Origin of the sequence: Microbacterium sp. LBN7, from assembly GCF_045690345.1 — a bacterium.
Lineage (GTDB): Bacteria > Actinomycetota > Actinomycetes > Actinomycetales > Microbacteriaceae > Microbacterium.
The window spans coordinates 1212523-1234162 of record NZ_CP147856.1; the positions used below are offsets into that span (position 1 = coordinate 1212523).

Genomic DNA, 21640 nt, shown 5'->3' on the forward strand with positions numbered 1-21640 from the left:
ATGTTGCGCCCGAGTTTCTCTCGCGACTCGGGCGCAACATCGGCGCGAGCGTTTCAGGCGACGAGATTCTCTCCTATCCATTCGCGGAGGGTGGTGGTCGGGATCCCGTGGCGCGCGTTGAAGGTCGCCGCCTTGTCCCAGGCCACACCACGCCCCTGCGCGAAAGCCGCCCGATACTTGCGGGTCATGTCGTCGGGGTCTGCGGCGAGTTCGTCCATGAGGAGCGGCTCCGACCACACCCGCAGCTCGAACGGGCGGCCGAGCATCTCCTCCAGCGTCGTCGCAAGCTGGGCGTAGGTGATCGTGTCTCCGGCGACGTAGACGATCTCATCGCGGATCCTCGGCTCGGCGAAGAGGATCTCGGCGGTGAGCGCGCCGATGTCTTCGGGGGTGGTCACGGTGACGGCCGTGTCGGCGGTCCCGAGCGCGTTCACCGCGTCGTTCGAAAGGTCCACCATTCCCGACCCCGGCTCGAAGAGGTAGTTCATGAACATGCCCGTGGAGATGATCACCCACTCGGTGCCGTCCTGCGATCGGAGCAGGTCCCGTACGTCGAGCTGCGAGTCGAAGATGTCCTGGGGGCTGCCGCGACCGATGACGTCGAAGTCGACGCCGAACTGCCACGGGAAGTATCGGGGGAGCTTCGCCTGCAGCGCCGCCCGCGCGACCTTCATGGGAGCGTCGAGCCCGGCGGTGATCCCCGTGCACCCGATGACCGTGTCGTAGCCCGAGAAGATCTGAGCGAGGTCGTCGACCGTGCTCTCCACCAGGTCGCCGGGGACGACCCCTATACCGAGGCTGCGGATCTCGGCGACATCGCGCTGCTTCGCGGTCACGGTCGACTCGATGGTGCGAGGACGCAGCAGCACGTCTACCGACGAACCCGGCACGGCGGCCGCTCTTCGGGCGACGTTGCGCAGGACGGGCATCCCCAGCTCACCCGCCCCGATGACGAGGATCCTCCGCGACGTTCCTGTCCAGTCGCTCATCGACATGTGTCTTCCTTTCTTCGGCGGCCCGCAGTTCGGGACACGGCGCACGAACACCAATGTAAACTTTGACATCACTGTCAAGGTCAAATTCATCTCCATCGAGGGTCGAAGAAGGGCGCGCCACCATGAGGATCAGCGAGGCTGCCGAAGAGATCGGGGCTCCCGCGCGGATGCTGCGCTACTACGAGCAGCAGGGGCTCATCGAGGCGTCGAGGTCGGGGAACGGATATCGCGACTACACGGAGGAGCAGATAGAGAACGCCCGCCATGTGCGAGCCCTCGTCGAGGCAGGGCTGTCCACGCGAATGATCAAGATCGTGCTGAACATCGAGGCGTCCTCGCCGGAGCACCAGACGGGAGCACACAACCGAACCTCGGCTGAGGAGCTGGCGAGGGAGTTGCGTGTGGTGGAGAACCGCATCGTATGCCTGGAGAAGAGTCGCGAGGCTGTCATCGACTACCTTCGGCGTACCGGCCACACCGATCTGCTCTCGGCGACCACGCCCTGACCAGCGCAGGCGGAGAGCTCTCGGAGAGCGGGCAGGCATCCGCGCACTCCCTCTAAACGGTGCCGAATGCGTGCGCCAGCTTGATCGGCACGACGACTTCCGATGCGAGGAAGGCGAGAAGTGACGCAGCGCGCGACGGGTCAGCGGATGCTGTCGCCACGACGCCCCCGAAGACGGTGTCGATCGCGGCATCGTCGGGCATCACCCCGAGGATGCGCACGCCGATCTGCCCGACCAGCTCGCTGAGCTGCTGGAACCCCAGATCGACCTCCCCGTCTGCGAGGAGCGCGGCGACCGGAACGCCTGGGCGCGCCTGCACGAGGCGGTCGCCGAACTCGTCGGCGAAGCCCCATTCATCGATCATGCGCAGCAGCGCCGTCCCGCTCGGGCCGGTCGAGTAGCCGATCCGTTCCGCCGCGCGCAGCGCCTCGCGCAGGCCGGCCGCGTCGTCGAAGGCCGGTCCGAGCGGGAGCTCCGCAGGACCGGTCGAGCCGGACCGCACCGCCACCGCGACCTGCGACACGACGAGCGGCATCACCGTGCTGGCGTCCACGTGCCCGCCGACGGCGAGTCGGCGCAGGGCGCTCTCGGCGAGGAACACCAGGTCGAACCCCTCCCCTGCCGCGACGCGTCGCTCGGCGTCGACGCCGCCGACGGATTCGACGATGACCTCCGCGCATCCCGCCGAGGCGGCCGAAGCGACGAGGTCGGCGAGCAGATGCCGGGTCGCCATGGACGAGATCGCCTTCACCCTGCCTCCTCGAACGCTTCGGTGTCGACATCGGCTGCGGGGCCCGAGGCGTAGCGAGGGCCGGAGATCGTCGCGGTGCAGATGAGGTCGCCGGCCCGAGCCAGCAGAACCGGGTCGATCACGAGATCCATCGCCGCGCGGTCGTCGCGGAGGTGGTCGGGGTTCGTGGTGCCCGGAATCGGAATGACGTGATCACCGCGCGACATCACCCACGCGAGGGCGAGCTGTGCCGGCGTGCATCCTGCCTCTGCGGCGAGCGCACGCCAGCGCGGCAGCAGCGCGGCGTTCGCCGGCCAGTGCTCGGGGCGGAAACGGGGCATGGTGCGGCGGATGTCGTTCTGCGCCAACGTCGACGGATCAGCGACGCTGTCGCTGAGGAATCCGCGAGCCACCGGGGAGAACGCGACCAGTGCGATGCCTGCGTCACGCGTCGCGTCCAGCATCCCGAGCTCCGGGTTGCGACTCCACAACGAGTACTCGTTCTGCACCGCGGCGATCGGTGCGACCCGCTGCGCCTCGCGCAGCCTCGCGACCGACACCTCCGAAAGGCCGATCGCGCCGATCTTGCCTGCGTCGATGAGCGCGGCGAGCGCGCCGACGCTCTCACCGATGGGGACCGAGCGATCCCACCGGTGCAGGTAGTAGAGGTCGATGCGGTCGACGCCGAGCCGCGCGAGCGAGGCGTCCACCTGAGCCCGCAGCGTCTCCGGCCGCCCGTCGATGGTGCGGATGCCGTCGATGAGCGCCATGCCGCCTTTGCTGGCCAGCACGACGTCGTCCCGGCGCCCCGCGATCGCCCGTCCCACGAGCTCCTCGTTACGACCTCCGCCGTACAGCGTGGCGGTGTCGAGCATTCCGACTCCCTCATCGAGAGCGACTCGAAGCAGGCGGATCCCTTCCTCCTCCGAGGGTGGGACCCCGTAGGCGTGGCTGAGGTTCATGCAGCCGAGGCCGAACCGCGGCAGCATCACGCGAGCTGCGCCTCGAGCGCCCCGAGCACGCGGTAGCAGTCGATGACCTGGCGCAGCGAGGAATTCGGCTCCCGCCCGTCGCGGATAGCCGCGACGAACTCACGATCCTGCAGCTCGATGCCGTTCATGCTCACAGCCACCGTCGAGACGTCGATCTGCTCCTCCGCACCCGTGAACAGGTCGTCGTATCGCGCGACGTACGTCGCGGTGTCGCCGATGTAGCGGAAGAACGTACCGAACGGCCCCTCGTTGTTGAACGACAGCGAAAGCGTGCAGATCGCCCCGGTCTCGCTCTTGAGCTGGATCGAGAGGTCCATCGCGATGCCGAGCACGGGGTGGATCGGGCCCTGCATGGCATGCGCGTCGACGATCCGTCCGGACTGATAAGCGAAGAGATCGACCGTGTGCGCCGCGTGGTGCCACAGCAGATGATCGGTCCACGAGCGCTTCTCGCCTCTGGCGTTCGTATTCGTGCGCCGGAAGAAGTACGTCTGCACGTCGAGCTGCTGCACCGCGAACTCGCCGGATCGGATCCGCTCGTGCACGAACTGGTGCGAGGGGTTGAAGCGGCGGGTGTGGCCGACCATCGCGACGCGATCGGACGCGTCGGCGACGGCCAACGTCGTCTCCGCGTCGGCCAGCGAATCTGCGAGGGGTATCTCCACCTGCACGTGCTTCCCCGCGGCGAGCACGGCCTGCGTCTGCGCTGCGTGCAGACCGGTGGGCGTCGCGAGAATCACCGCTTCGACGTCGTCGCGGCGGAGCACCGCGTCGAGACCCACGACAGCGTGTGCGACGCCGTACTGTGCGGCGACCGCATCCGCCTTCTCCTGCGAGGTCGCGCTGACGACCGTCACCTCGGCGTCGTGGATGTTCGCGAGGCCGTCGAGGTGCTTCATGCCGAAAGCGCCGTTGGCGCCGACGACGGCGACGCGGATCTTGTCGTTCATGCGGAGTCCTCACGTGCAGGGTTGCTCATCACGAGATGGCCGACCGCGGTGTTGGATGCAGGAACATGGTAGAACCTGTGGTCGGTCGAGGGCTCTCCGCCGCCGAACTGATCGTCCATCGCACCGCGGGCGATGAGCCAGTCGACCAGTTCGATGCCCTCCGACCCCGCCTCGTCGACGTACTCCATGTGCGGCCATTCGGTGAGCCCGAGCGGGTCGGCGATCAGGTGGTCGAGGAACGCGTTGTCCCACTCCTTGTTGATGAGCCCGGCACGCGGACCCTGCAATTGGTGGCTCATGCCTCCGGTGCCCCAGATCTGGACGTTCAGCTCCTCGCCATCCCATTTGTCGATCGCGCGGCGCAGGGCCTTGCCGAGCTCGTAGCACCGGCGACCGGACGGCACCGGGTACTGCACGACGTTGACGGCGAGGGGGATGACGCGCACCGGCCACTCCTCGACGTCGCCGTACACGAGCGACAGCGGTACGGTCAGACCGTGGTCGACGACCATCTCGTTGACGAGGGTGAGGTCGAAGTCGTCCTGGATGATCGACTGCGCGAGATGCGCGGCGAACTCCGGAAATCCCTTCACAGCCGGGACCGGTCGCGGTCCGTAGCCCTCGTCGGCGACCGGGTACTCGGCTCCGGTGCCGAGCACGAAGGTCGGGATGATCGAGGCGTCGAACGCAGTGGCATGGTCGTTGTAGACGAGGATGACGACGTCTGGAGTGTTCTCCTCCGCCCACCTCCTGGTCCAGCGGTATCCGTCGAAGACCTTCTTCCAATACGGCTCCTCGGTCTTGCCGAGGTCCATCGCGGCGCCGATCGCCGGGACGTGGGAGGTGAACAGCGCCGAGGTGTAATGGGCCGGCGCATCGGGCCGCATGGTCGTGGCCTTCTCCGCGGACGGGGGCGTCCACCCGTCGAGGTCCTTCAGGCGGTTGCCCTCGGGGCGCCGTCCGCCGCCGATCATCATGTCGCGGTACGCCGCCTCGCTCATGCCCGTCATGGACCCGGCCATCTGCTGGAAGCTCAGACCGTGCGTGGCGCCGATCTTGCTGAGGAAGTAGATGTTGCCGCCCTCGGCGATCATGGTGTTCAGATCCATGTCGAGCACGGCCTGACGCTGCACCGGGTTCAACGGCCACTCATCGAGGTATCCCGCCTGGTCGGCGAGGAAGCGCTGACGGTTCTCCGGCTTCATGAGCGACATCGAGAACTGGTTGAGGTGATAGCCCTTGCGGGCCTGCTCCGCGTCGTAGATCGTCGTGCCGGGGACGTCCTTGTACGGCTTGTCGAGTGCCATGGTCATGCTCCTTCGTCGCTCGCGGACTCGCCCCAGTAGAGACGGCGCGGGTTGTCGACCAGGAGCCTCCGCTGGAGCTCGGGGGTCGTCGCGATCTGCGGGATGTAGTCGACCAGCAGCCCGTCGTCGGGCATGTGGTCCTTGAGGTTGGGATGGGGCCAGTCGGTGCCCCAGAGCACACGATCGGGGAACTCCTCGACCACGCGTCGGGCGAACGGCACGACGTCTGTGTACGCGTGCTGCTCGCCGTCGAGAGCGCGCGGACCGCTGATGCTGAGCCGCTCTGGGCACGACACCTTGGTCCACACGTTGTCGTTCTCGCGCAGGAAGCGGAGGAAGAGCTCGAACTCGGGCCCATCCGGGTCCTTCGAGACATCCGGGCGCCCCATGTGGTCGACGACGATGTCCGTCGGGATGCGGGAGAAGAAGTTGTAGAGCTCGGGAAGGTCTTCGGCCTCGAAGTAGATGACGACGTGCCAGCCGAGAGGGGCGATCTTCGCGACGATGTCCTCGAGGGCGTCGGTGGGAACCCGGTCGACGAGCCGCTTGACGAAGTTGAAGCGCACTCCGCGCACACCCGCCTCATGCAGCTCCGCGAGCTGCTCGTCGGACACGTCGCGGCGGACGGTTGCGACGCCACGCGCGCGCCCCTCACTGCGAAGCAGCGCATCGACAAGGGCGCTGTTGTCGGCGCCATGGCACGTCGCCTGCACGATCACGTTGCGGTCGAAGCCGAGCCGGTCGCGCAGCGCGAAGAGCTGGTCGGCGGACGCGTCGCACGGGGTGTACTTGCGCTCGGGCGCGTACGGGAACTCGGCTCCCGGGCCGAAGACATGGCAGTGCGCGTCGACCGCGCCGTCCGGCATCCGGAAGCGCGGAGCAGAGGGCCCGTCGTACCAGTCGAGCCATCCTGGAGTCTTGTCGAACCCGCCCGTCGTCTCTCCGTGTGTAGTGTCGTCGTGCGCCATCTCAGTCCTCCACGTACTCCAGGCCGGCTGTCGCGAGCGGAGCGCGCATCCCGTAGAGATCGAGACCGAGGACGCCCTCGCGGAACTGTCGGCGCTTCGACTCTTCGTTGTCCTCACGTGCACGGCTCGCGTCTGCCACTGCCCCGACGAGCGCGCGCGGCACGACGACCACCCCGTCGACGTCGGCGACGACCACGTCGCCGGGGTTCACGAGCGCGTTGGCCGCGACGACCGGCACGTTGACCGAGCCGAGCGTCGCCTTGACCGTGCCCTTGGAGTTGATCGCGCGCGAGAAGACCGGGAAGTCCATGCGCTCGAGGTCGGCGACGTCACGCACACCGCCATCGATCACGAGGCCCTTGCAGCCGCGGGCGGTGAGCGAGGTCGCCAGCAGCTCGCCGAAGAAGCCGTCCTCGCTCTCAGTCGTGCAGCCCGCGACGATCACGTCTCCCTCTTGCACCTGCTCCGCTGCGACGTGGAACATCCAGTTGTCGCCCGGCTGCAACAGCACGGTGACGGCCGGACCGCACAGCGTCGCGCCGTGGTATGCGGGGCGGATGTAGGGACGCATGAGCCCCACTCGGCCCATGGCCTCGTGGATGGTCGCGACGCCGAACTCCGACAGCCTGGCGACGTCGTCGGGGTCGGGGCGCTCGATACGGGTGCGGACGATGCCGAGGTCGTTGAGTCGCATGGTGATTCCTTTCACAGCCCGCGTGCGGTCAGGGCACGGTCGAGGCGCGGGTACACGCGGCGCGCGTTGCCCTCGAAGACCGCGAAGCGTTCGACGTCGGTGAGGTTCGGGGTCGCGTCGACGTACCGCTTGGTGTCGTCGAAATGGTGGCCGGTGCGCGGATCCGTGTCGCGTACCGCGCCGATCATCTCGCTCGCGAAGAGGATGTTGCGCGCGGGGACCACCTGCGTCAGGAGGTCGATGCCCGGCTGGTGGTAGACACACGTGTCGAAGAAGACGTTGTCCAACAGGTGCTCCTCGAGCTCGGGCTTGCCCAGCGCCATCGCGAGCCCGCGGAAGCGACCCCAGTGGTACGGGACCGCACCTCCGCCATGAGGGATGACGAGCTTGAGGTCGGGGAAGTCGCGGAACAGGTCGCCCCTGATGAGCTGCATCACCGCGGTGGTGTCGGCACCGAGGTAGTGGTCACCCGTGGTGTGGAACACGTCTGGCCGACAGGTGGTGCTCACATGCACCATCGCCGGGATCTCGTACTCCACGAGCTTCTCGTAGACCGGGTACCAGGAGCGATCGGTCAGCGCTGGCGCCGACCATCTCCCTCCCGACGGGTCGGGGTTGATGTTGACGGTGACCGCGCCGAGATCCTCGACAGCACGGGTGAGTTCGGCGACGGTCGTGCGGGGGTCGACGCCGGGCGACTGCGGCAGCATCGCGCCGGGAAGGAACCGGTCGGGGAAGAGCTGGGCGACCCTGGCGACGAGGTCGTTGCAGATGCGGGCCCAGGTCTCGCTCACGGCGAGGTCGCCGATATGGTGCGCCATGAATGAGGCACGAGGGCTGAAGACGGTGATGTCGCTCCCGCGGTCGTTCATGAGGCGCAGCTGATTCGCCTGGATCGTCTCGCGGATCTCGTCATCGGTGATCCGGAGAGCGGCGGGATCCGGAGCCTCGCCCTCTCTCTCGGCGAAGGTTATCTGCAGCTCGCGCCACGCCCCCAGCGCGGTAGGGGCGGTCGTGTAATGGCCGTGGATGTCGATGATCACCGCGGGGCGTCCTTGTCGCTGGAGGGCTTTCCTCCGACGGTAGGGCGGTCATGATCTGCAGTCCAATAGATGATGGAGAAGCCTTGTATCGATAGCATCTATTCGTGGGAACCGTCGATCTGAACCAGTTGCGCACGTTCGTCGTGCTCTACGAGTTGCGCAGCGTGACGGGAACGGCCGAGAGGCTGCACGTCACCCAGCCCACCGTGAGTTATACGCTGCGACGGCTGCGCGAGCGATTCGGCGACGACCTCTTCCGGCGCGAGGGGCACGACATGGTGCCCACCGCCCGCGCCACAGCTCTGTTCGGGCCGCTGCACGAAGCGCTCGCCCAGATCGACTCGACAGTCGACTCCGACGCCGACTTCGAGCCGACCGGCTTCACCGGAGCGCTCGCCTTGGGGCTCACGTCGATCGGCGAGCAGACCTTCCTCCCCCCGATCATGGCGGCACTGACGCGCGAGGACGCCCGCCCCCGCATCACGGTCGAGAGACTCGACGCCGACCAGGTGGAGGACGGCCTCACCCGAGGAAGCATCGATCTCGCGATGACGGTGTCAATGATCGGCAGCCCCCGGCTGTGGCGCACGCACGTCCGTGCTGTCGAGTACGTCGCGCTCTCCTCTACGGCTCATCCGCTGCCTCCGACCGCACCGGACATGTTCGACGGCCGGCACTTCGTGCGCGTGTCGGCTCGGGGCGGACACGTGTTCCCGCATCAGGCCCTCATCGAGCACGGTCTCATGCCGCAGGTCGTGCTCACCGTCGAGGAGTACGCCACGGTGCCGTCGGTGGTGCAGACGACCGACCTCGTCGTGCTCCTGCCCCGCCATGTCGCGGAGGTCTTCTGCGGGTGGTTCGACGGCCTGGCTATCAGCGACCTCCCCTGGCCCGCGCAGAGCACACCGGTCTCGCTCTACACCCGCCGCGGGGCCGCGCTCTCGCCGGCGCAGCGGTGGTTCCGCGGCCTCGTGCACGATGCCGTCAGCACCGAGGAGTACCACGCGGCGAGAGAGACGCGCGACTAGGAGTGCATCGTGCGGTTCCAGCTCGCCTTCGCCGGGGCGAACGGGCTGCGAATGCGGATCGACCACGTCGAATGCGGATGGATCGAGAGGATCGCACCCTCGTACCAGGAGCGCGCCTCGTCGTCGAGGGTCGCGATCACGGCATCCTTGTCGACCTCGTCCTCCGGGCGCGGACGGAGGGCCTTCCACACGAGCTGGACCTCGGGGGCGCCGGTCGGCACGCCGTCGAGGTCGAGCACGGCCCGATCCCACGGCAGGGACAGCCGCGGATCTCGCTTGTAAACCCAGGCGCGGGGGGAGCCGTCCTCGACATTGACCTGCAGCACCCAGACTCCGCGTTCCTCGTCCTGGAGCAGCACGGGGTGCGGATCGGCGTCGGCAGGCGCCGTGTCGAGCGGGACGACGCACCCCTCGACGTCGGAGAGCGTCCACGCGGTGACTCGCGCAGGCAGGGCATCGACGAGCGCGGACAGGTCGACGGCGGCGACGCTCACATCGGTGTTCGGGCGCGTCCGGATCTCACGCCCCAGCCAGCGATCGAGCGCGGCTCCACCGGAGAGCCACCAGCGTACGGGCACCCCGCCGAGCAGGCCCGCGATCGAGTCGACGTCCGCTGGCATCCAGGGCGTCGAAGACGCGAGCACGGGAGCGGTCATGCACCGAGGCTACCGCTCACAGGTCGCCGAGCGACACGGGAGGCGTGCAAGACTGCCGGAATGGCGAACTCCCCCTCCGGCGACTCGATGACGGATCGCATCGTGCGGGTCCTCGACACGTTCGCGGCCGACCGGACGACGCAGACGGCGACGCAGATCGCGCGTCGTGCGAATCTGCCGCCGGCGACCGCGCACCGCATCGTGGGAGATCTCATCGCGGCCGGGCTGCTCGAGCGCGATGAGGAGATGCGGGTGCGGCTGGGCATGAGGCTGTGGGAGCTCGCGCTGCGCGGATCGCACGCGCTCCGGCTGCGTCAGGTCGCACTGCCGCACATGGAGCGCCTGCAGGACATGATCCGCGAGCACACCCAGCTCGCCGTGCTGGAGCAGGAGGAGGCGCTGTTCCTCGAACGGCTGTCTCATCCGGACGCCGGCGCCAACATCACCCGGATCGCGGGACGCCTCCCCCTGCACGCATCGTCTTCGGGACTCGTCCTCCTCGCCTTCGCTGCCCCTGAGCTCCGTGAGCGTGTGCTCCGGGGCCCCCTGCGCGCCGTGTCACGTGAGACGATCACCGATCCGTCGGTGCTGCGCGGCGTGCTCGCGACGGTCCGCCGCCAGGGGGTCGTGATCGCGGTGGGATCAATCGAGGCCGTGTCGACCGGCGTCGCGGTGCCAGTGCGGGAGCGCGGTCAAGTGGTGGCCGCCCTTTCCGTCGTGCTGCCCCGCGATTCCCGGAGCGACCCCGCCGTGGCGGTCCTGAAAAACGCAGCGGCAGCCATCGAGAAAGACCTGCACCCCGGCTAGATCTCATTCAATGGGATTCTTCGGTGCGCGCGGCAGGTGGTCGCGCACACTGATCGGCAGAGCGGACGCACCGGCGCCGCCGTCGAAGGAGACACCATGATCACCTCGATCCGAACCCGCGTCGCGATCGTCGGAGCCGGGCCGGCCGGCCTCATCCTGTCCCATCTCCTCGCCGAGGGCGGGATCGACTCGGTCGTGATCGACCAGCGCTCACGCGAGGAGATCGAGTCGACCATCCGGGCCGGCATCCTCGAGCAGGGCACCGTCGACCTGCTGACCCGCATCGACCCCGGCACCCGTGTGCACACCGTGGGTCATCGCCACGACGGGATCGAGCTGCGCTTCCAGGGCGAGGGGCATCGCATCGACTTCCCCGGCCTTGTCGGTCGCAGCGTCTGGCTCTACCCGCAGCACGAGGTTCTCAAGGATCTGCTCGAACTGCGCGTGCACGCAGGTCAGGATCTTCGACTAGGCGTCACGGCGACGCGCATCGAGGGAGCTGGGACCGACGCACCACGCCTCATCGCGACCGATGCGGACGGGTCCGCGGTCGAGATCGACGCCGACTTCGTGGTCGGGGCCGACGGCTCCCGCTCGGTCGTGCGCCCGGCGGTCACGGGCGGGACGACAAACGGCTACTTCCGCGAGTACCCCTTCGCGTGGTTCGGCATCCTCTGCGAGGCGCCGCCGAGCGCAGACGAGCTGATCTACAGCAACTCCGACAATGGTTTCGCGCTGATCAGCCAGCGCAGCCCGCTCGTGCAGCGCATGTACTTCCAATGCGCTCCGGACGCCGACGCCCAGGCTCTCAGTGATGCCGAGATCTGGAGCACGCTGCAGTCCCGCGTCCCCGGCACCACCCTGCAGGAGGGGCGCATCTTCCAGCGAGACGTGCTGCGTTTCCGGAGCTTCGTCGCGAGCGAGCTGCGGCGCGGACGTGTGGCCCTCGTCGGCGACGCTGCGCACACCGTGCCTCCCACCGGAGCGAAGGGCATGAACCTCGCCGTCGCCGACGTGGTGCTCCTTGCCGAGGCTCTGACGTCGTTCCTCGGGCGGCGCGACGAGAGCCTCATCGACGGCTACGCGGAGCGGGCGCTCCAGCGCATCTGGAAGGCGCAGCATTTCTCATGGTGGATGACGAGCATGCTCCACACCGCGACGGATGCCGACGGATTCGATCGCCGCCGCCAACTCGGCGAGCTCCGCTCAGTCGTCGACTCCGAGGCGGGGCGCGCCTACCTCGCCGAGGCGTACACAGGATGGCCGGCGTCCTGATCGCGGCCCCGACGGCGATCATGCGCGCCGCAAAACGTGCCGGACATCCGCTCACACCGGTTATGACGGGCCCGCGAGCGCGTACGGCGATGCTGAGCTCCGGCTCGACTTGGCGACCATATGCGGGCGGGTGCGGACTCCGACGCTCTGGAACCCACCGATCGGAGGTCAGCATCGCCGAGCACGGTGCAACACCTGTCGCGCTTGTCGAGCGCGAGCAGAGTCCGGCCCTCCACGACCTTCTGAGCGGTGCTCTGGTCGCTTCGGGCCAGGGCTTGATCCACGGTATCCCCTTCACCGGGGTGGAGTCGACGTTCGCCGAGATGGCGACGCATCCGATCCCGATGTGGCCCCCGATCTTCGGCTACGAGGCAGAACATGCGTACGACGACATCCGCGTTCTGGCGATCGAGCCTGCCCTCACCATCCCGGTTCATGTCGTGGCAGGGCCCATGTCGGCGAGGAGATCACGGAGACGATGCTCCGCTCATGCCAAGGCTCGGATATCTAGTGGTGCAGCCCTCGAGGCAGGACTTCAGACGGATCCGCTGAGCATCTGTGCGTACCCTTCCCGGAACGATGGGTAGCGGAGTGCACCGACGAAGTCGTGCATCAGATTGCCGTGGAGCACCGTTCCACCACCGCTCTCGCCCTCGGCGTGCGGCGGGGGCTCTATGCCGAGGCTTTCAGCGATGAAGGTCACGACTTCGCCCATCGCGATGGGCTCTCGATCGACCGCATGGACAAGCGGGGGGCGCGTTCTCGGCTCGGAGCATCGTGTACAAGAGCCCGACGAGATCGTCCTCGTGGATGCGATTCGTGCGTCTGGAGTAGTCGACCGGGGCGTGCGCGCGGACGCGACGGATCACGGAGTCCCGGCCCGGCCCATAGATGCCCGCTGGGCGGACGATGCATGCTCCGAACAGCCGAGACGCAAGCTGCTCTCCCTCCAAGAGAGCTCGTGACCGACTGCCGGCTAGGACTGGCGCGTCCGATTCGGTGAGCGGGCGAGGCCCTGCCACCCTTCGAGTACCCGAGTCGAAGAGACGAAGATCACGCGTGACGGGCGCGACGACAGCCCTCCGGCAAGGTTGGCGAGCGCCGCTGCGTAGACGTCACCGTCGGCTCTGTCCTCCGAGTCCGGAGGCAGGCTGACGACGACCGACTCACAACTGGGAAGGTCGCGCGGCGGGGCGGCACGCAGATCTTGAGTGATCGATCGGAAACCGGAAGGAAGCGGCCCCGCCGTTCGACGGAGCGCGAGCACCTCGTGTCCGTCTGCGACCAGCCGCTCACCGAGTCGCAATCCGAGCTTCCCGCAACCCGCAAGCAGGGTGCGCCCCGGCGACCGCCGGCCGTGCCCCCATGCATGCTCTCACGTCTCCATGCGCTTCCTTCTCTGCTGACCCGCAACCGACCCTGCCACACATCCACGCTGCGAATGCGTGCGTTACGGAGACGCCAGCCGGTCGTGTGCGACGCGCACTGGTCGCTACCCCGGGCGGAAAGCGCATCCTGAGAATGCCGACACCGACAACGGCGAAGGATCGCGGTAAAACTGTGGCTATGAACCCATCTTGGCGCGTTATACGCTGACCCACCTGTGAGTTATTGAGAGGCGCACTACGAGGTTGCGCTATGCGTAGTGCAACGAGGTTGCGAGCCGTTGCGAGTCTAAATTTCTCCGATCTCCTGCCCGAGTCGGAGATACATCTCGGTGACGGCTTCGTCGTTGACGCGGTAGACGACCCACTCGCCCCGCTTGCGCTCCCCGCGCGGGGGGTCTGCGAACAGGAGACCTACGCTTTCGAGTTCGCCGAGGTACGGGATGATCGTCGATGCCGGCAGCTGCAGCGCCTCGACGAGGTCCTTGCGCCCCACGTCCGGGGTCTTGCGTAGCTGCCGGATGATGCTGGTCTTGGCCCGGTTGCCGAGGATCGCGAGGAGGCTCTCGGCAGCTTCGCCATCGGCAGGTCGGGCGTACTTGGGCATGGCTCCATTGTCGTCCCTATAATCCACGCGATCCAGATGCAGACCGAACTATTTACCCATTTACTTCCGAAGTGAGTGGGTGTACCGTTCACTTCATGATTAAGGCATCGCAGCTATACAGCCCCGCGAACCAGCGGGAAGCCGTGGCGCGTTTCCCCCAAAAGGCCTATAGACGGGGCGATCTGACCGGAGTATTGTCCACTGGGTCACTGCGGCGTATGCCGGACCAGTGCAGCCCGCGCATCGTCGCCGTCCTGGAGCTTCGGGAGGGCTGACCATCGTGGCCAGGGAGCGGAACGGCAAGCGCGGTATCGCGTGGGCATGGATCGGCGCGGTCATCCTAGCCGCGGGTATCATCGCCATCATCTTCGGCGCGCTCCTGAACCAGCAGACCCCGATTCCTAGTCCGTCCGCATCCCCCGAGCCTCCCGACTCCCCTTCGGCCCTACCGACGGTGGTTCCCGGTGCCGTGGTGGATCCCAGCGTCACCGACAAGGGCTGGGTGCCCGAGCCGATCACGACGGACGCCAACTTCTACATCCAGCGGGCCCTCGAGGCGGCATCGACGTTCGACACACAACTGAGCTCGCGGGAAGAATGGCTTGCGTATCTCGAAACCTGGTTCACACCAGATACCCGGTACACGTCCGAGCCTGACCGTGACTCAGCATTGGATGCTGCGCTGCTCGAACTCCGGCAATCTGTGGTGCTCACGGAAGCGGACTGGGATTCCCTCGCCTCTGCGAAGGGGCGGGTGGTTGCGGCGCTCACCGGCGCGATTGAGGATGTTGCGGTGTCCGAGGATCCGTCAGGCGACATGCGGATCGGCACGGCCGACGTGGCCCTCTCCTACACCCGTGTCGATGGCGATGGGGCCGAGTACGGCTACGAGGACCGGGTGCGGGTCAGCGTGCAGGTGCTCTGCGGTGAGGGGTCCGTCCCGGCGCCCGGAAGCGCGCAGCAGTCGGGGGATTGCAAGGTCGTCCGGTTCTTTGCGGAGCCGATGGAGCCCTGACATGGGCATCCCGGTCCTGGCCGCTGCGGCCCTCGCGAAGTCGAGGACCGCGAGCCGGATCGTGACCGCGGTTCTCGCGGCCGGCGTGTTGCTCATGTTGCTCGTGCTTGCGCCACTCGCAGTGATCCCGTTCGCCGCGTCGGGGTCGCTCGTTGTGACGGGGACGTCGACTGGGACGACGGACGGTCCGGCGGTCAACGGTCAGTGGGGGTACCCGCTGAAGGGTGCGTACAGCACCGGGCGGGGGTTCGGATACAACCCGGTATCGGGCTGCAGTTACTGCTCCACGAATCACAAAGGCTATGACATGTCGCAGGCGTGCAAGAGCACCGTCTACGCGGCCGGTCCCGGGACGGTCGTCGTCGCCGGCTCCTACTTTGGGTGGGGGAACGCCGTGATGATCGACCACGGCGACGGCATCCAGACCCTGTACGGCCACATGCTGTGGGATTCGCTCCGGGTCGAGATCGGCGACGACGTGGCCGCCGGAACCCCGTTGGGCGCGGAGGGAGACACCGGGCAATCGTTCGGATGCCATCTGCATTTCGAGGTCCGTAGGGCCGGTGTCGCGATCGACCCGGAACCTTTCATGGCCGCTCTTGGCCTGCCGCTCAGATGAGAACAAGGAGTTCATCGTGATACTGCCGTTCGACGTCGACGTCCCCCCGATCAATCCGGACTTCTCCGCCCCGTTCTTCGGTGGACTGCAAGTCCTCGCCTCCTATGTGCTGGCCGGCGCGATGCTGGCCGTGTTCATCATGTTGGTCATCGCCGGCGCCGCCCTCGCCTTCCCCAACATGGCCACCCACAAGGTGCAGTCCTGGGCGGGCGACAACATCACCCGCATCTTCATCGCCGCCGCCATTCTGGGAGCGGCGAACGGACTGTTCGGCTGGTTCGTGAACTTCGACTTCGGCTTCTGATGTCCACTGCGCGCACCGTCCTGATCGGAGCTCTTCTCGGACTCCTCTCAATGCTTTGCGCGCTCGCACCCGCATCGGCCACGACCGAATCGACTCCGCGGTCGATGTCGGTAGAGGCAGGGCCGGGCGAACCTCTGATCGTCGTGGAGGGCGAGAGCTGGTCATCGCCGGCGTATCCCGTGTTCTGCCGGTACTCCTCCGGACAGGTCGCCTGCACACCGACGACCGCGAGCGAGGTGAAGCCTCAGCAGTGCTTTGTCGACGTGTTAATGAACGGCGCGTCCACAACGGTGTGTACGACATATGAAGGCCACGCCGCCGCGCTGCAGCAAGCGGGAGGGAAGAACTTGATCGTGAAATACGGCTGCAGCGTCGGCGATGTCGTGTGTACGACGTTCGAGAACGCCGGCCGCGGGATGGCGATCGCCTCCACAACCGCGATGCTGCTCGTCGCGTCGAGCCTGCGCTTCGACACCAGTACGGTGCTGTGGACCGCTGCGGCGACCGAGTGGTCGTTCTGGCAGTGGGCGGTCCTCGTGATCACGTTTGCCGCCATGGCCTGGTCCGTCGCCGCCGCGGTCATCTCCGGCGAACGCGACGAGCTGGTCAGCGCCGTGGTGCGCACGTTCCTCGCGATTCCCGCGGTGCCGCTGACGCTGTGGATGACCGGTCACCTTCTGAACGCTGTCGATGACCTCACCTGGTACATCCTGAACCGGGACGGGCCGGCGACGTTGTTCACGACTCTGCAGAAGGTAACCTGGGCGGGCGGGGAGGCGAACTACTTCTTCGCGTTCCTCATCCACGGGCTCCTGCTGTTGTCGATGCTGCTGCTCGTCCTCGTGTTCACGTTCCGCAACATCGCCCTGGCCGCATTGGTCACCGCGGGACCCGTCGCCTGGATGCTGTTTCCGCTGCGCACGATCGGCCCGCAATGGGTGGTCCGGTATGTGTCCGCTGTCGTGTCGCTGCTGCTCGCCGGGCCGCTGACGATCGGGTTCCTCACCCTCATCGTCAACGGGCTCGCCGAGGTGGAGACGATCTGGGACCCGCAGGCCTGGCCGCTCCTCATCGGGCTCGTGCTCGCGGCGTTCGCGCCGTTCGCGGTGTTCGGGCTGTTCACGTTCCTCGGCGGCGTCGCCGCGGACCGCATCGGATCGAGGATAGGCGGCCACGCCGCCCGCGCCGGATCGAACGCCGCCCGCTCCGCCGCCCGCATGCCTTCCCGGCTCGGTGCGCACCCCGCCGGCGTCCCCCGCGGCCCCGCACGCTCGACACCGACCACGCCCCGCACCGGGACGGGCGGACCGGGGGGTCCGCGGAAGCCCGCCTCCACACCGCCACCCAGATCCACGTCGGGCTCGACACCGCCACGCAGCCAAGCCACCTCGGCACCGCCTCCCCCACCATCCTCAACATCACCGGCATCTCCGCCGCGACCGGAAAGGAGCAGGCAATGACCGCTGAAGCTTCCCCAGACCGGCCGGTACGGCTACCTGGGCGGTCCCGTCAGGGAATCGTGCTGGGCATGGACCCCTGGCAGCTCGGATTCGTCACAGCCGCTGCCCTCGTGATCCTCGTGTTCATCAACCGCTTCGGACCCTTCGGGCTGCTGTACGCCGCACCTGTATATGTGCCCTTGGCGCTGACGGCGGTGGTGACCGTGCACGGCCTGTCCGCGCCGAAGATGGCCGGTTTGTGGCTGATGAAGCAGGTCCGGCACGTCGCCGGTGCGACGACGCAGACATTCCGTCCTGAGCGGATCCAGCTCGCCGGCACCCTCAATCTCCCCGGCACCCGAGCATCCGTGCAACTGTGGGACGTCGACGGGGTCGCCTGTGTGTATGACCCGCGCCGCCGCACGGTATCGGTCACCGCCGAGCTCGAGGTGCAGGGGTTCCTCATGCACGACATCCCGGAACGGCTGGACCTGGCCGAGCAGTGGTCACGGGTGCTCGCCTCCTTCACCCAACGGCCGGGGATGAAACGCGTCACGCTGCAGGAGCGCACCCTGCCGACCACGATCCGCGCCGCCCGCACGCACTACGACGCGGTCGTCGAGCACCGCGGGCAGGATCGAAGTTCACCTGTGGCCGTCAACTACGAGCAAGTCATGGACGACTCGGAGCGGTTCGCCGTAGCCCACCGCAACTACCTCACCTTCAGCCTCGATCTTTTCGCCCTCGGCGCCCAAGTCAAAGCGCTCGGCGGAGGGAAGACCGGAGCGCAGACCCTCGCGTTCATGGAAACCCGGACCCTCGCTGATGCGCTCACCGCGGCGAGCATCAAAGTCCGCGCCTGGCTCTCGCCGCGGCAGATCGCGGCGCTCGCGAGGGTCGCATTCGACCCGGAGTCCGCATCCCACATCCAGAATCGCGACGACGACCACGCCGGGGTCGATCCGGCCGCGATCGGCCCGATGTATTTGGAAGAACCCCGCGGATCCAACCACCTCGTCCGCACCGACTCCGGCGTGCACACCACCCTGTGGATTCACGAATGGCCGCGCTCAGACGCCTACGTCGGTTTCGTGTCGCCGATCGTGTTCGCCCGCCACCCGCACACCGGGGAAGCCGTCACACACATCTTCTCGATCGTCCTCACCCCGGTGCCGTTGAAGCGGGCGTTGAAGCGGGTCCGCGATGACAAGAAGATCTGGCGCGGTAACGAGCGCATGCGCGCCCGACGCGGCGCGGACGGATCCGCCGCCGACAAGGCCGACTGGGACGCGCTCGAGAAAGAGGAAGAAGAGCTCGTCGCCGGGAACGGCGAGTTCCGGTACGGCGCCTACCTGACCATCAGCGCCCGCGACGAAGAACAACTCGATCAAGCCGTCGCCGGGATGCGCAACGCGCTCGTGCAGGCAGAGATGGAAGCGCAGGTCCTCTACTGTCAGCAGGCCGAAGCGCTCCTGGTCAACGCCTTGCCCCTCGGATTGGGGATGAGCTGATGACCCGCCACCGCATCCTCTTCGAACCCTCCGAATTGTCGCGCCGGGAACGGCGCACACTGCGCCGCACCACCGCCGCCCCACCCGACCGGCCGCCTGCACGGTCGCGGCGCGAGCTCGCGTTGCCGGAGGCCGCGGTGCCGGGCCCGTTCGGCCCGGGGCTCACCCAGTCCGGGTACTGGAACCTCGCGGCGGCGACGATCCCGCCGCACCAGGCGACATCGCAGCACCTCGCCGGGATCTACCCGTTCGTCGCCGACGCCGGCCTCGGCCACAAGGGACCGATACTCGGCGTCGACCTCAACGCGGACGCACTCTGGCACTTCTCCCCCTGGGAGACCTACGCAGACAGCACCGACCGGGGCACGTTCTCCACCAACATCCTCGTCCTCGGCGCATACCGCGCCGGCAAGAGCGCCATCATCAAGACCCTCGTCACCCGCTCGTTGCCCTTCGGGCACCAGGCCGTGGTCCCCTCCGACCCCAAAGGCGAATGGGTCACAATGGCCGAGGCGATCCCGGGCGGGAACGTGATCCGACTCGGCGGGGCGCTCGACACGCGCCTGAACCCGCTGGATCGGGGTCCTCGGCGCACCGGGGTCAGCGACAGCCAGCACGAGCTCATGGTGAAACAGCGCCGCGTCACCGTCCTCACCTCCCTCGCCGAAGCCGCCCTCCCCGGTACCCGCCTCACCGCCGTCGAACACGCAGCCCTCCACGAAGCCCTCACCCGCTGCATCCGCCGCACCGACGACACTCCGACACTGCGCGGCGTCTACGCCGACCTCACCGCCCTCGCCGGAGACACCACCGCCGACCGGCACCTCGCCGACGGTGCCGTGCAGCCCAGCTACGTGCTGCGCCGCTTCGTCGACGGCGACCTCTCCGGTCTGTTCGAAGACGAGTCCACCGTCGTGTTCGACCAGGACGCGCCGATCGTCGTCGTCGACACCTCCGAACTGTTCGCCCGCGGCGACCTCGTCGCACAGATGTCGCAGATCTGCACCACCGCCTGGATCCAGGCCGTGATCTCCGACCGCACCGCCCGCCGCACCCGATACGTCATCCGCGAAGAAGGCTGGCGAGACATGACCTCCATCTCATCCCTGTTTATGTACCAGCAATGGTTGAAGCTATCCCGCCACTACGGCATCAGCAACATCGTCATCCTGCACAAGATAGGCGACGTCGATGCCGTCGGCGACGCCGACTCCCAAGAACGCAACCTCGCCTACTCGATCATCGGAGACATCGAGAACAAATTCATCTTCCGCGTCAACCAGCAAGAAGGCGACGCCCTCCAGCGACGCCTCAGCATCCCGACCGCGCACGTCGCCATGGCCCGCCAGCTCCGCAAAGGCGTCTTTCTCGCCTATGTCGGCCAGTACCCGTATCTCGTCGACGCGTTCAGCACCTCCACCGACTGGGAATACGACCTGTTCCAGACCGACGACGCCCTCGAACTCGACGACCCCTATACCAGGCCCTTCGGACCTGGATCTCCGCGATATCGACGTCGCCTGGCCGACCGACACCGCCGTCGATGGGTGGCTCACCACGGACAAGGAGCTGACATGAGCATCGGCACCACACCCCGCGCCTATGCGACCGTCACCGGCGCCACGGCGACATTCACCTCAACTGACGGGCACCGCGAGCCGATCACCGCTGCCCCTGGTGAGGACATCCGCCACCTCGTCGTGCAGCGTGCCGCCGCCGAAGCGATCCGCAGCGGGATGACGCTCGAGCTCGTCACCTGCGGAGACCGCGGCGATCACCGCCTCCTCGTCACCGCTGCGGGCGACATCTCGCCCGCCCCATCCAGGGAAGCACCCGAAGAGCACGCCGCTTCCGCAGCCTCCGCGACCGGTGATCCTGCTGAACCCGCCACCGCACGCCGCTCATTCATCGACACCACGCGGACGGACACCCCGTCGACCGGATGGCGAGCAGTCGCCGCCCGCGCAGGCATTCGCGTGTCCGAGTCACCGATGCAGAAGCTGAAGCGGGACGCGGTGGCGTGCGTCTCCCGGCACTGGGCGGGTTCCCGTCTGCTCGCGGTCGTGAACGGGAAAGGTGGAATCGGGAAGACCATGTCGACCGCGATGATCTCCGCCGTGTTCGCCCGCTACGGTGGCGGTAGCGTGCTCGCCTGGGACAACAACGACACCCGCGGCACACTCGGCTGGCGCACCGAACACGGCCTCTACGACACCACCATCCGCGACCTGCTACCCGCGGCCCCCGAGCTCCTCGATCCCGCGGCATCGGTGTCAGACATCGCCCGGTTCGTGCACCACCAGCCCGCCGACCGGTACGACGTCCTTCGCTCCAACCCCGAACTGCTCGCCGCCGACCAGCGCATAGCGACTGCCGAGTTCGACCTACTGACCCGCGTCGCGACGCACTACTACCGTCTCGTGATCTTCGATTCCGGCAATGACGAATCCGCCGACCGGTGGCTGCGGATGATCGACTACTCCCACCAGCTGATCATCCCCACTCTCCCGTCCGCCGACTCTGCCGAATCCGCCGCGCTCCTCCTCGAAGCCCTGAAGAACCGCGATGAGCACTCTGCCGACCTCGCCGCGAACGCGGTCGTCGTCGTCACCCAACCCGAACCCGGCTCCCGGCGAGAATCAGTACGGATCGCCCACGCGTTCGCCGGGCAAGTGCGGGTAGTAGGAGTCATCCCCTTCGACCCCGCCCTCAAAAGCGGCGCCCTGCGCTTCGATGCCCTCCGCACCCGCACCCGCGACGCGTGGATCCTCGTCGCCGCCAACGCCGCCATCGGACTCGACTGAGCAGA

The 21640-nt window shown here is 67.5% G+C and carries 21 protein-coding genes; 10 read left to right on the forward strand and 11 right to left on the reverse strand.

Annotated features, from left to right (window positions below):
* Positions 1–53: 53 nt before the first annotated feature.
* On the reverse strand, positions 54–995 hold the full coding sequence (locus LBN7_RS05805) for an aromatic alcohol reductase (protein WP_341946383.1): 942 nt from the start codon (positions 993–995) through the stop codon (positions 54–56).
* 122 nt (positions 996–1117) lie between these two features.
* On the opposite strand from LBN7_RS05805, the gene LBN7_RS05810 reads away from it, so the two are divergent.
* Positions 1118–1501 carry a MerR family transcriptional regulator gene (locus LBN7_RS05810; RefSeq protein WP_341946384.1) on the forward strand — a complete coding sequence of 128 codons (384 nt, stop codon included), beginning with the start codon at positions 1118–1120 and terminating at the stop codon, positions 1499–1501.
* Positions 1502–1553: 52 nt separating this feature from the next.
* Here LBN7_RS05810 and LBN7_RS05815 read toward each other — a convergent pair whose 3' ends face one another.
* Genes LBN7_RS05815 through LBN7_RS05845 form a run of 7 tightly spaced genes read right to left on the reverse strand, consistent with a single transcriptional unit; the run spans position 1554 to position 8185 of the window.
* Positions 1554–2252, reverse strand: a complete 699-nt coding sequence (locus LBN7_RS05815) for a substrate-binding domain-containing protein (protein WP_341946385.1) — start codon at positions 2250–2252, stop codon at positions 1554–1556.
* Positions 2249–3193, reverse strand: coding sequence for an aldo/keto reductase (locus LBN7_RS05820; RefSeq protein WP_407361702.1), 945 nt, complete (start codon positions 3191–3193; stop codon positions 2249–2251). The genes LBN7_RS05815 and LBN7_RS05820 overlap by 4 nt, the downstream gene beginning before the upstream one ends.
* 26 nt (positions 3194–3219) lie before the next feature.
* A complete protein-coding gene (locus LBN7_RS05825) occupies positions 3220–4173 on the reverse strand; it encodes a Gfo/Idh/MocA family oxidoreductase (protein ID WP_341940324.1) in 954 nt (317 codons plus the stop codon).
* A complete protein-coding gene (locus tag LBN7_RS05830; RefSeq protein WP_341940325.1) occupies positions 4170–5480 on the reverse strand; it encodes a protocatechuate 4,5-dioxygenase subunit alpha/beta in 1311 nt (436 codons plus the stop codon). The genes LBN7_RS05825 and LBN7_RS05830 overlap by 4 nt, the downstream gene beginning before the upstream one ends.
* Positions 5481–5482: 2 nt before the next feature.
* A complete protein-coding gene (locus tag LBN7_RS05835) occupies positions 5483–6448 on the reverse strand; it encodes an amidohydrolase family protein (protein WP_341940326.1) in 966 nt (321 codons plus the stop codon).
* Position 6449: 1 nt separating this feature from the next.
* Positions 6450–7142: a 4-carboxy-4-hydroxy-2-oxoadipate aldolase/oxaloacetate decarboxylase gene (gene ligK / locus LBN7_RS05840; RefSeq protein ID WP_341940327.1), complete on the reverse strand. Its 693-nt coding sequence runs from the start codon at positions 7140–7142 to the stop codon at positions 6450–6452.
* Between the two features lie 11 nt (positions 7143–7153).
* On the reverse strand, positions 7154–8185 hold the full coding sequence (locus LBN7_RS05845; RefSeq protein ID WP_341940328.1) for an amidohydrolase family protein: 1032 nt from the start codon (positions 8183–8185) through the stop codon (positions 7154–7156).
* Between the two features lie 104 nt (positions 8186–8289).
* Between LBN7_RS05845 and LBN7_RS05850 the strand changes: the two genes are divergently transcribed.
* Positions 8290–9213, forward strand: a complete 924-nt coding sequence (locus tag LBN7_RS05850; protein WP_341940329.1) for a LysR family transcriptional regulator — start codon at positions 8290–8292, stop codon at positions 9211–9213.
* Here the strand turns inward: LBN7_RS05850 and LBN7_RS05855 are convergent.
* A complete protein-coding gene (locus LBN7_RS05855; protein ID WP_341940330.1) occupies positions 9210–9869 on the reverse strand; it encodes a hypothetical protein in 660 nt (219 codons plus the stop codon). The genes LBN7_RS05850 and LBN7_RS05855 overlap by 4 nt on opposite strands.
* Positions 9870–9929: 60 nt before the next feature.
* Here LBN7_RS05855 and LBN7_RS05860 point away from each other — a divergent pair, with 60 nt between their 5' ends.
* Together LBN7_RS05860 and LBN7_RS05865 are read left to right on the forward strand one after the other, a co-directional pair.
* Positions 9930–10676, forward strand: coding sequence for an IclR family transcriptional regulator (locus tag LBN7_RS05860; protein ID WP_341940331.1), 747 nt, complete (start codon positions 9930–9932; stop codon positions 10674–10676).
* Positions 10677–10772: 96 nt separating this feature from the next.
* The gene (locus tag LBN7_RS05865; protein ID WP_341940332.1) at positions 10773–11951 is read left to right on the forward strand and encodes a 4-hydroxybenzoate 3-monooxygenase; all 1179 of its coding nucleotides are present in this window, start codon (positions 10773–10775) and stop codon (positions 11949–11951) included.
* Positions 11952–12486: 535 nt separating this feature from the next.
* On the opposite strand, the gene LBN7_RS05870 is transcribed toward LBN7_RS05865, so the two are convergent.
* Together LBN7_RS05870 and LBN7_RS05875 are read right to left on the reverse strand one after the other, a co-directional pair.
* Positions 12487–12666, reverse strand: a complete 180-nt coding sequence (locus LBN7_RS05870) for a hypothetical protein (protein WP_341940333.1) — start codon at positions 12664–12666, stop codon at positions 12487–12489.
* Between the two features lie 959 nt (positions 12667–13625).
* On the reverse strand, positions 13626–13943 hold the full coding sequence (locus tag LBN7_RS05875) for a hypothetical protein (protein WP_341940334.1): 318 nt from the start codon (positions 13941–13943) through the stop codon (positions 13626–13628).
* Between the two features lie 280 nt (positions 13944–14223).
* On the opposite strand from LBN7_RS05875, the gene LBN7_RS05880 reads away from it, so the two are divergent.
* From LBN7_RS05880 to LBN7_RS05905, 6 genes are read left to right on the forward strand one after another with little or no spacing between them, the layout of a single operon-like run.
* Positions 14224–14958 (forward strand): hypothetical protein, encoded by a 735-nt coding sequence (locus LBN7_RS05880; RefSeq protein ID WP_341940335.1) that lies wholly within the window; start codon positions 14224–14226, stop codon positions 14956–14958.
* A gap of 1 nt (position 14959) precedes the next feature.
* Positions 14960–15577, forward strand: a complete 618-nt coding sequence (locus LBN7_RS05885; RefSeq protein WP_341940336.1) for a M23 family metallopeptidase — start codon at positions 14960–14962, stop codon at positions 15575–15577.
* A gap of 16 nt (positions 15578–15593) precedes the next feature.
* Entirely contained in the window at positions 15594–15881 is a 288-nt protein-coding gene (locus tag LBN7_RS05890; protein WP_341940337.1) for a hypothetical protein, read from the forward strand.
* A complete protein-coding gene (locus LBN7_RS05895; RefSeq protein WP_341940338.1) occupies positions 15881–17341 on the forward strand; it encodes a hypothetical protein in 1461 nt (486 codons plus the stop codon). Before LBN7_RS05890 ends, LBN7_RS05895 begins: the two co-directional genes overlap by 1 nt.
* A complete protein-coding gene (locus LBN7_RS05900; protein ID WP_341940339.1) occupies positions 17338–18831 on the forward strand; it encodes an SCO6880 family protein in 1494 nt (497 codons plus the stop codon). Before LBN7_RS05895 ends, LBN7_RS05900 begins: the two co-directional genes overlap by 4 nt.
* Positions 18831–21635 (forward strand): AAA family ATPase, encoded by a 2805-nt coding sequence (locus tag LBN7_RS05905; protein WP_407361229.1) that lies wholly within the window; start codon positions 18831–18833, stop codon positions 21633–21635. The genes LBN7_RS05900 and LBN7_RS05905 overlap by 1 nt, the downstream gene beginning before the upstream one ends.
* Positions 21636–21640 lie beyond the last annotated feature (5 nt).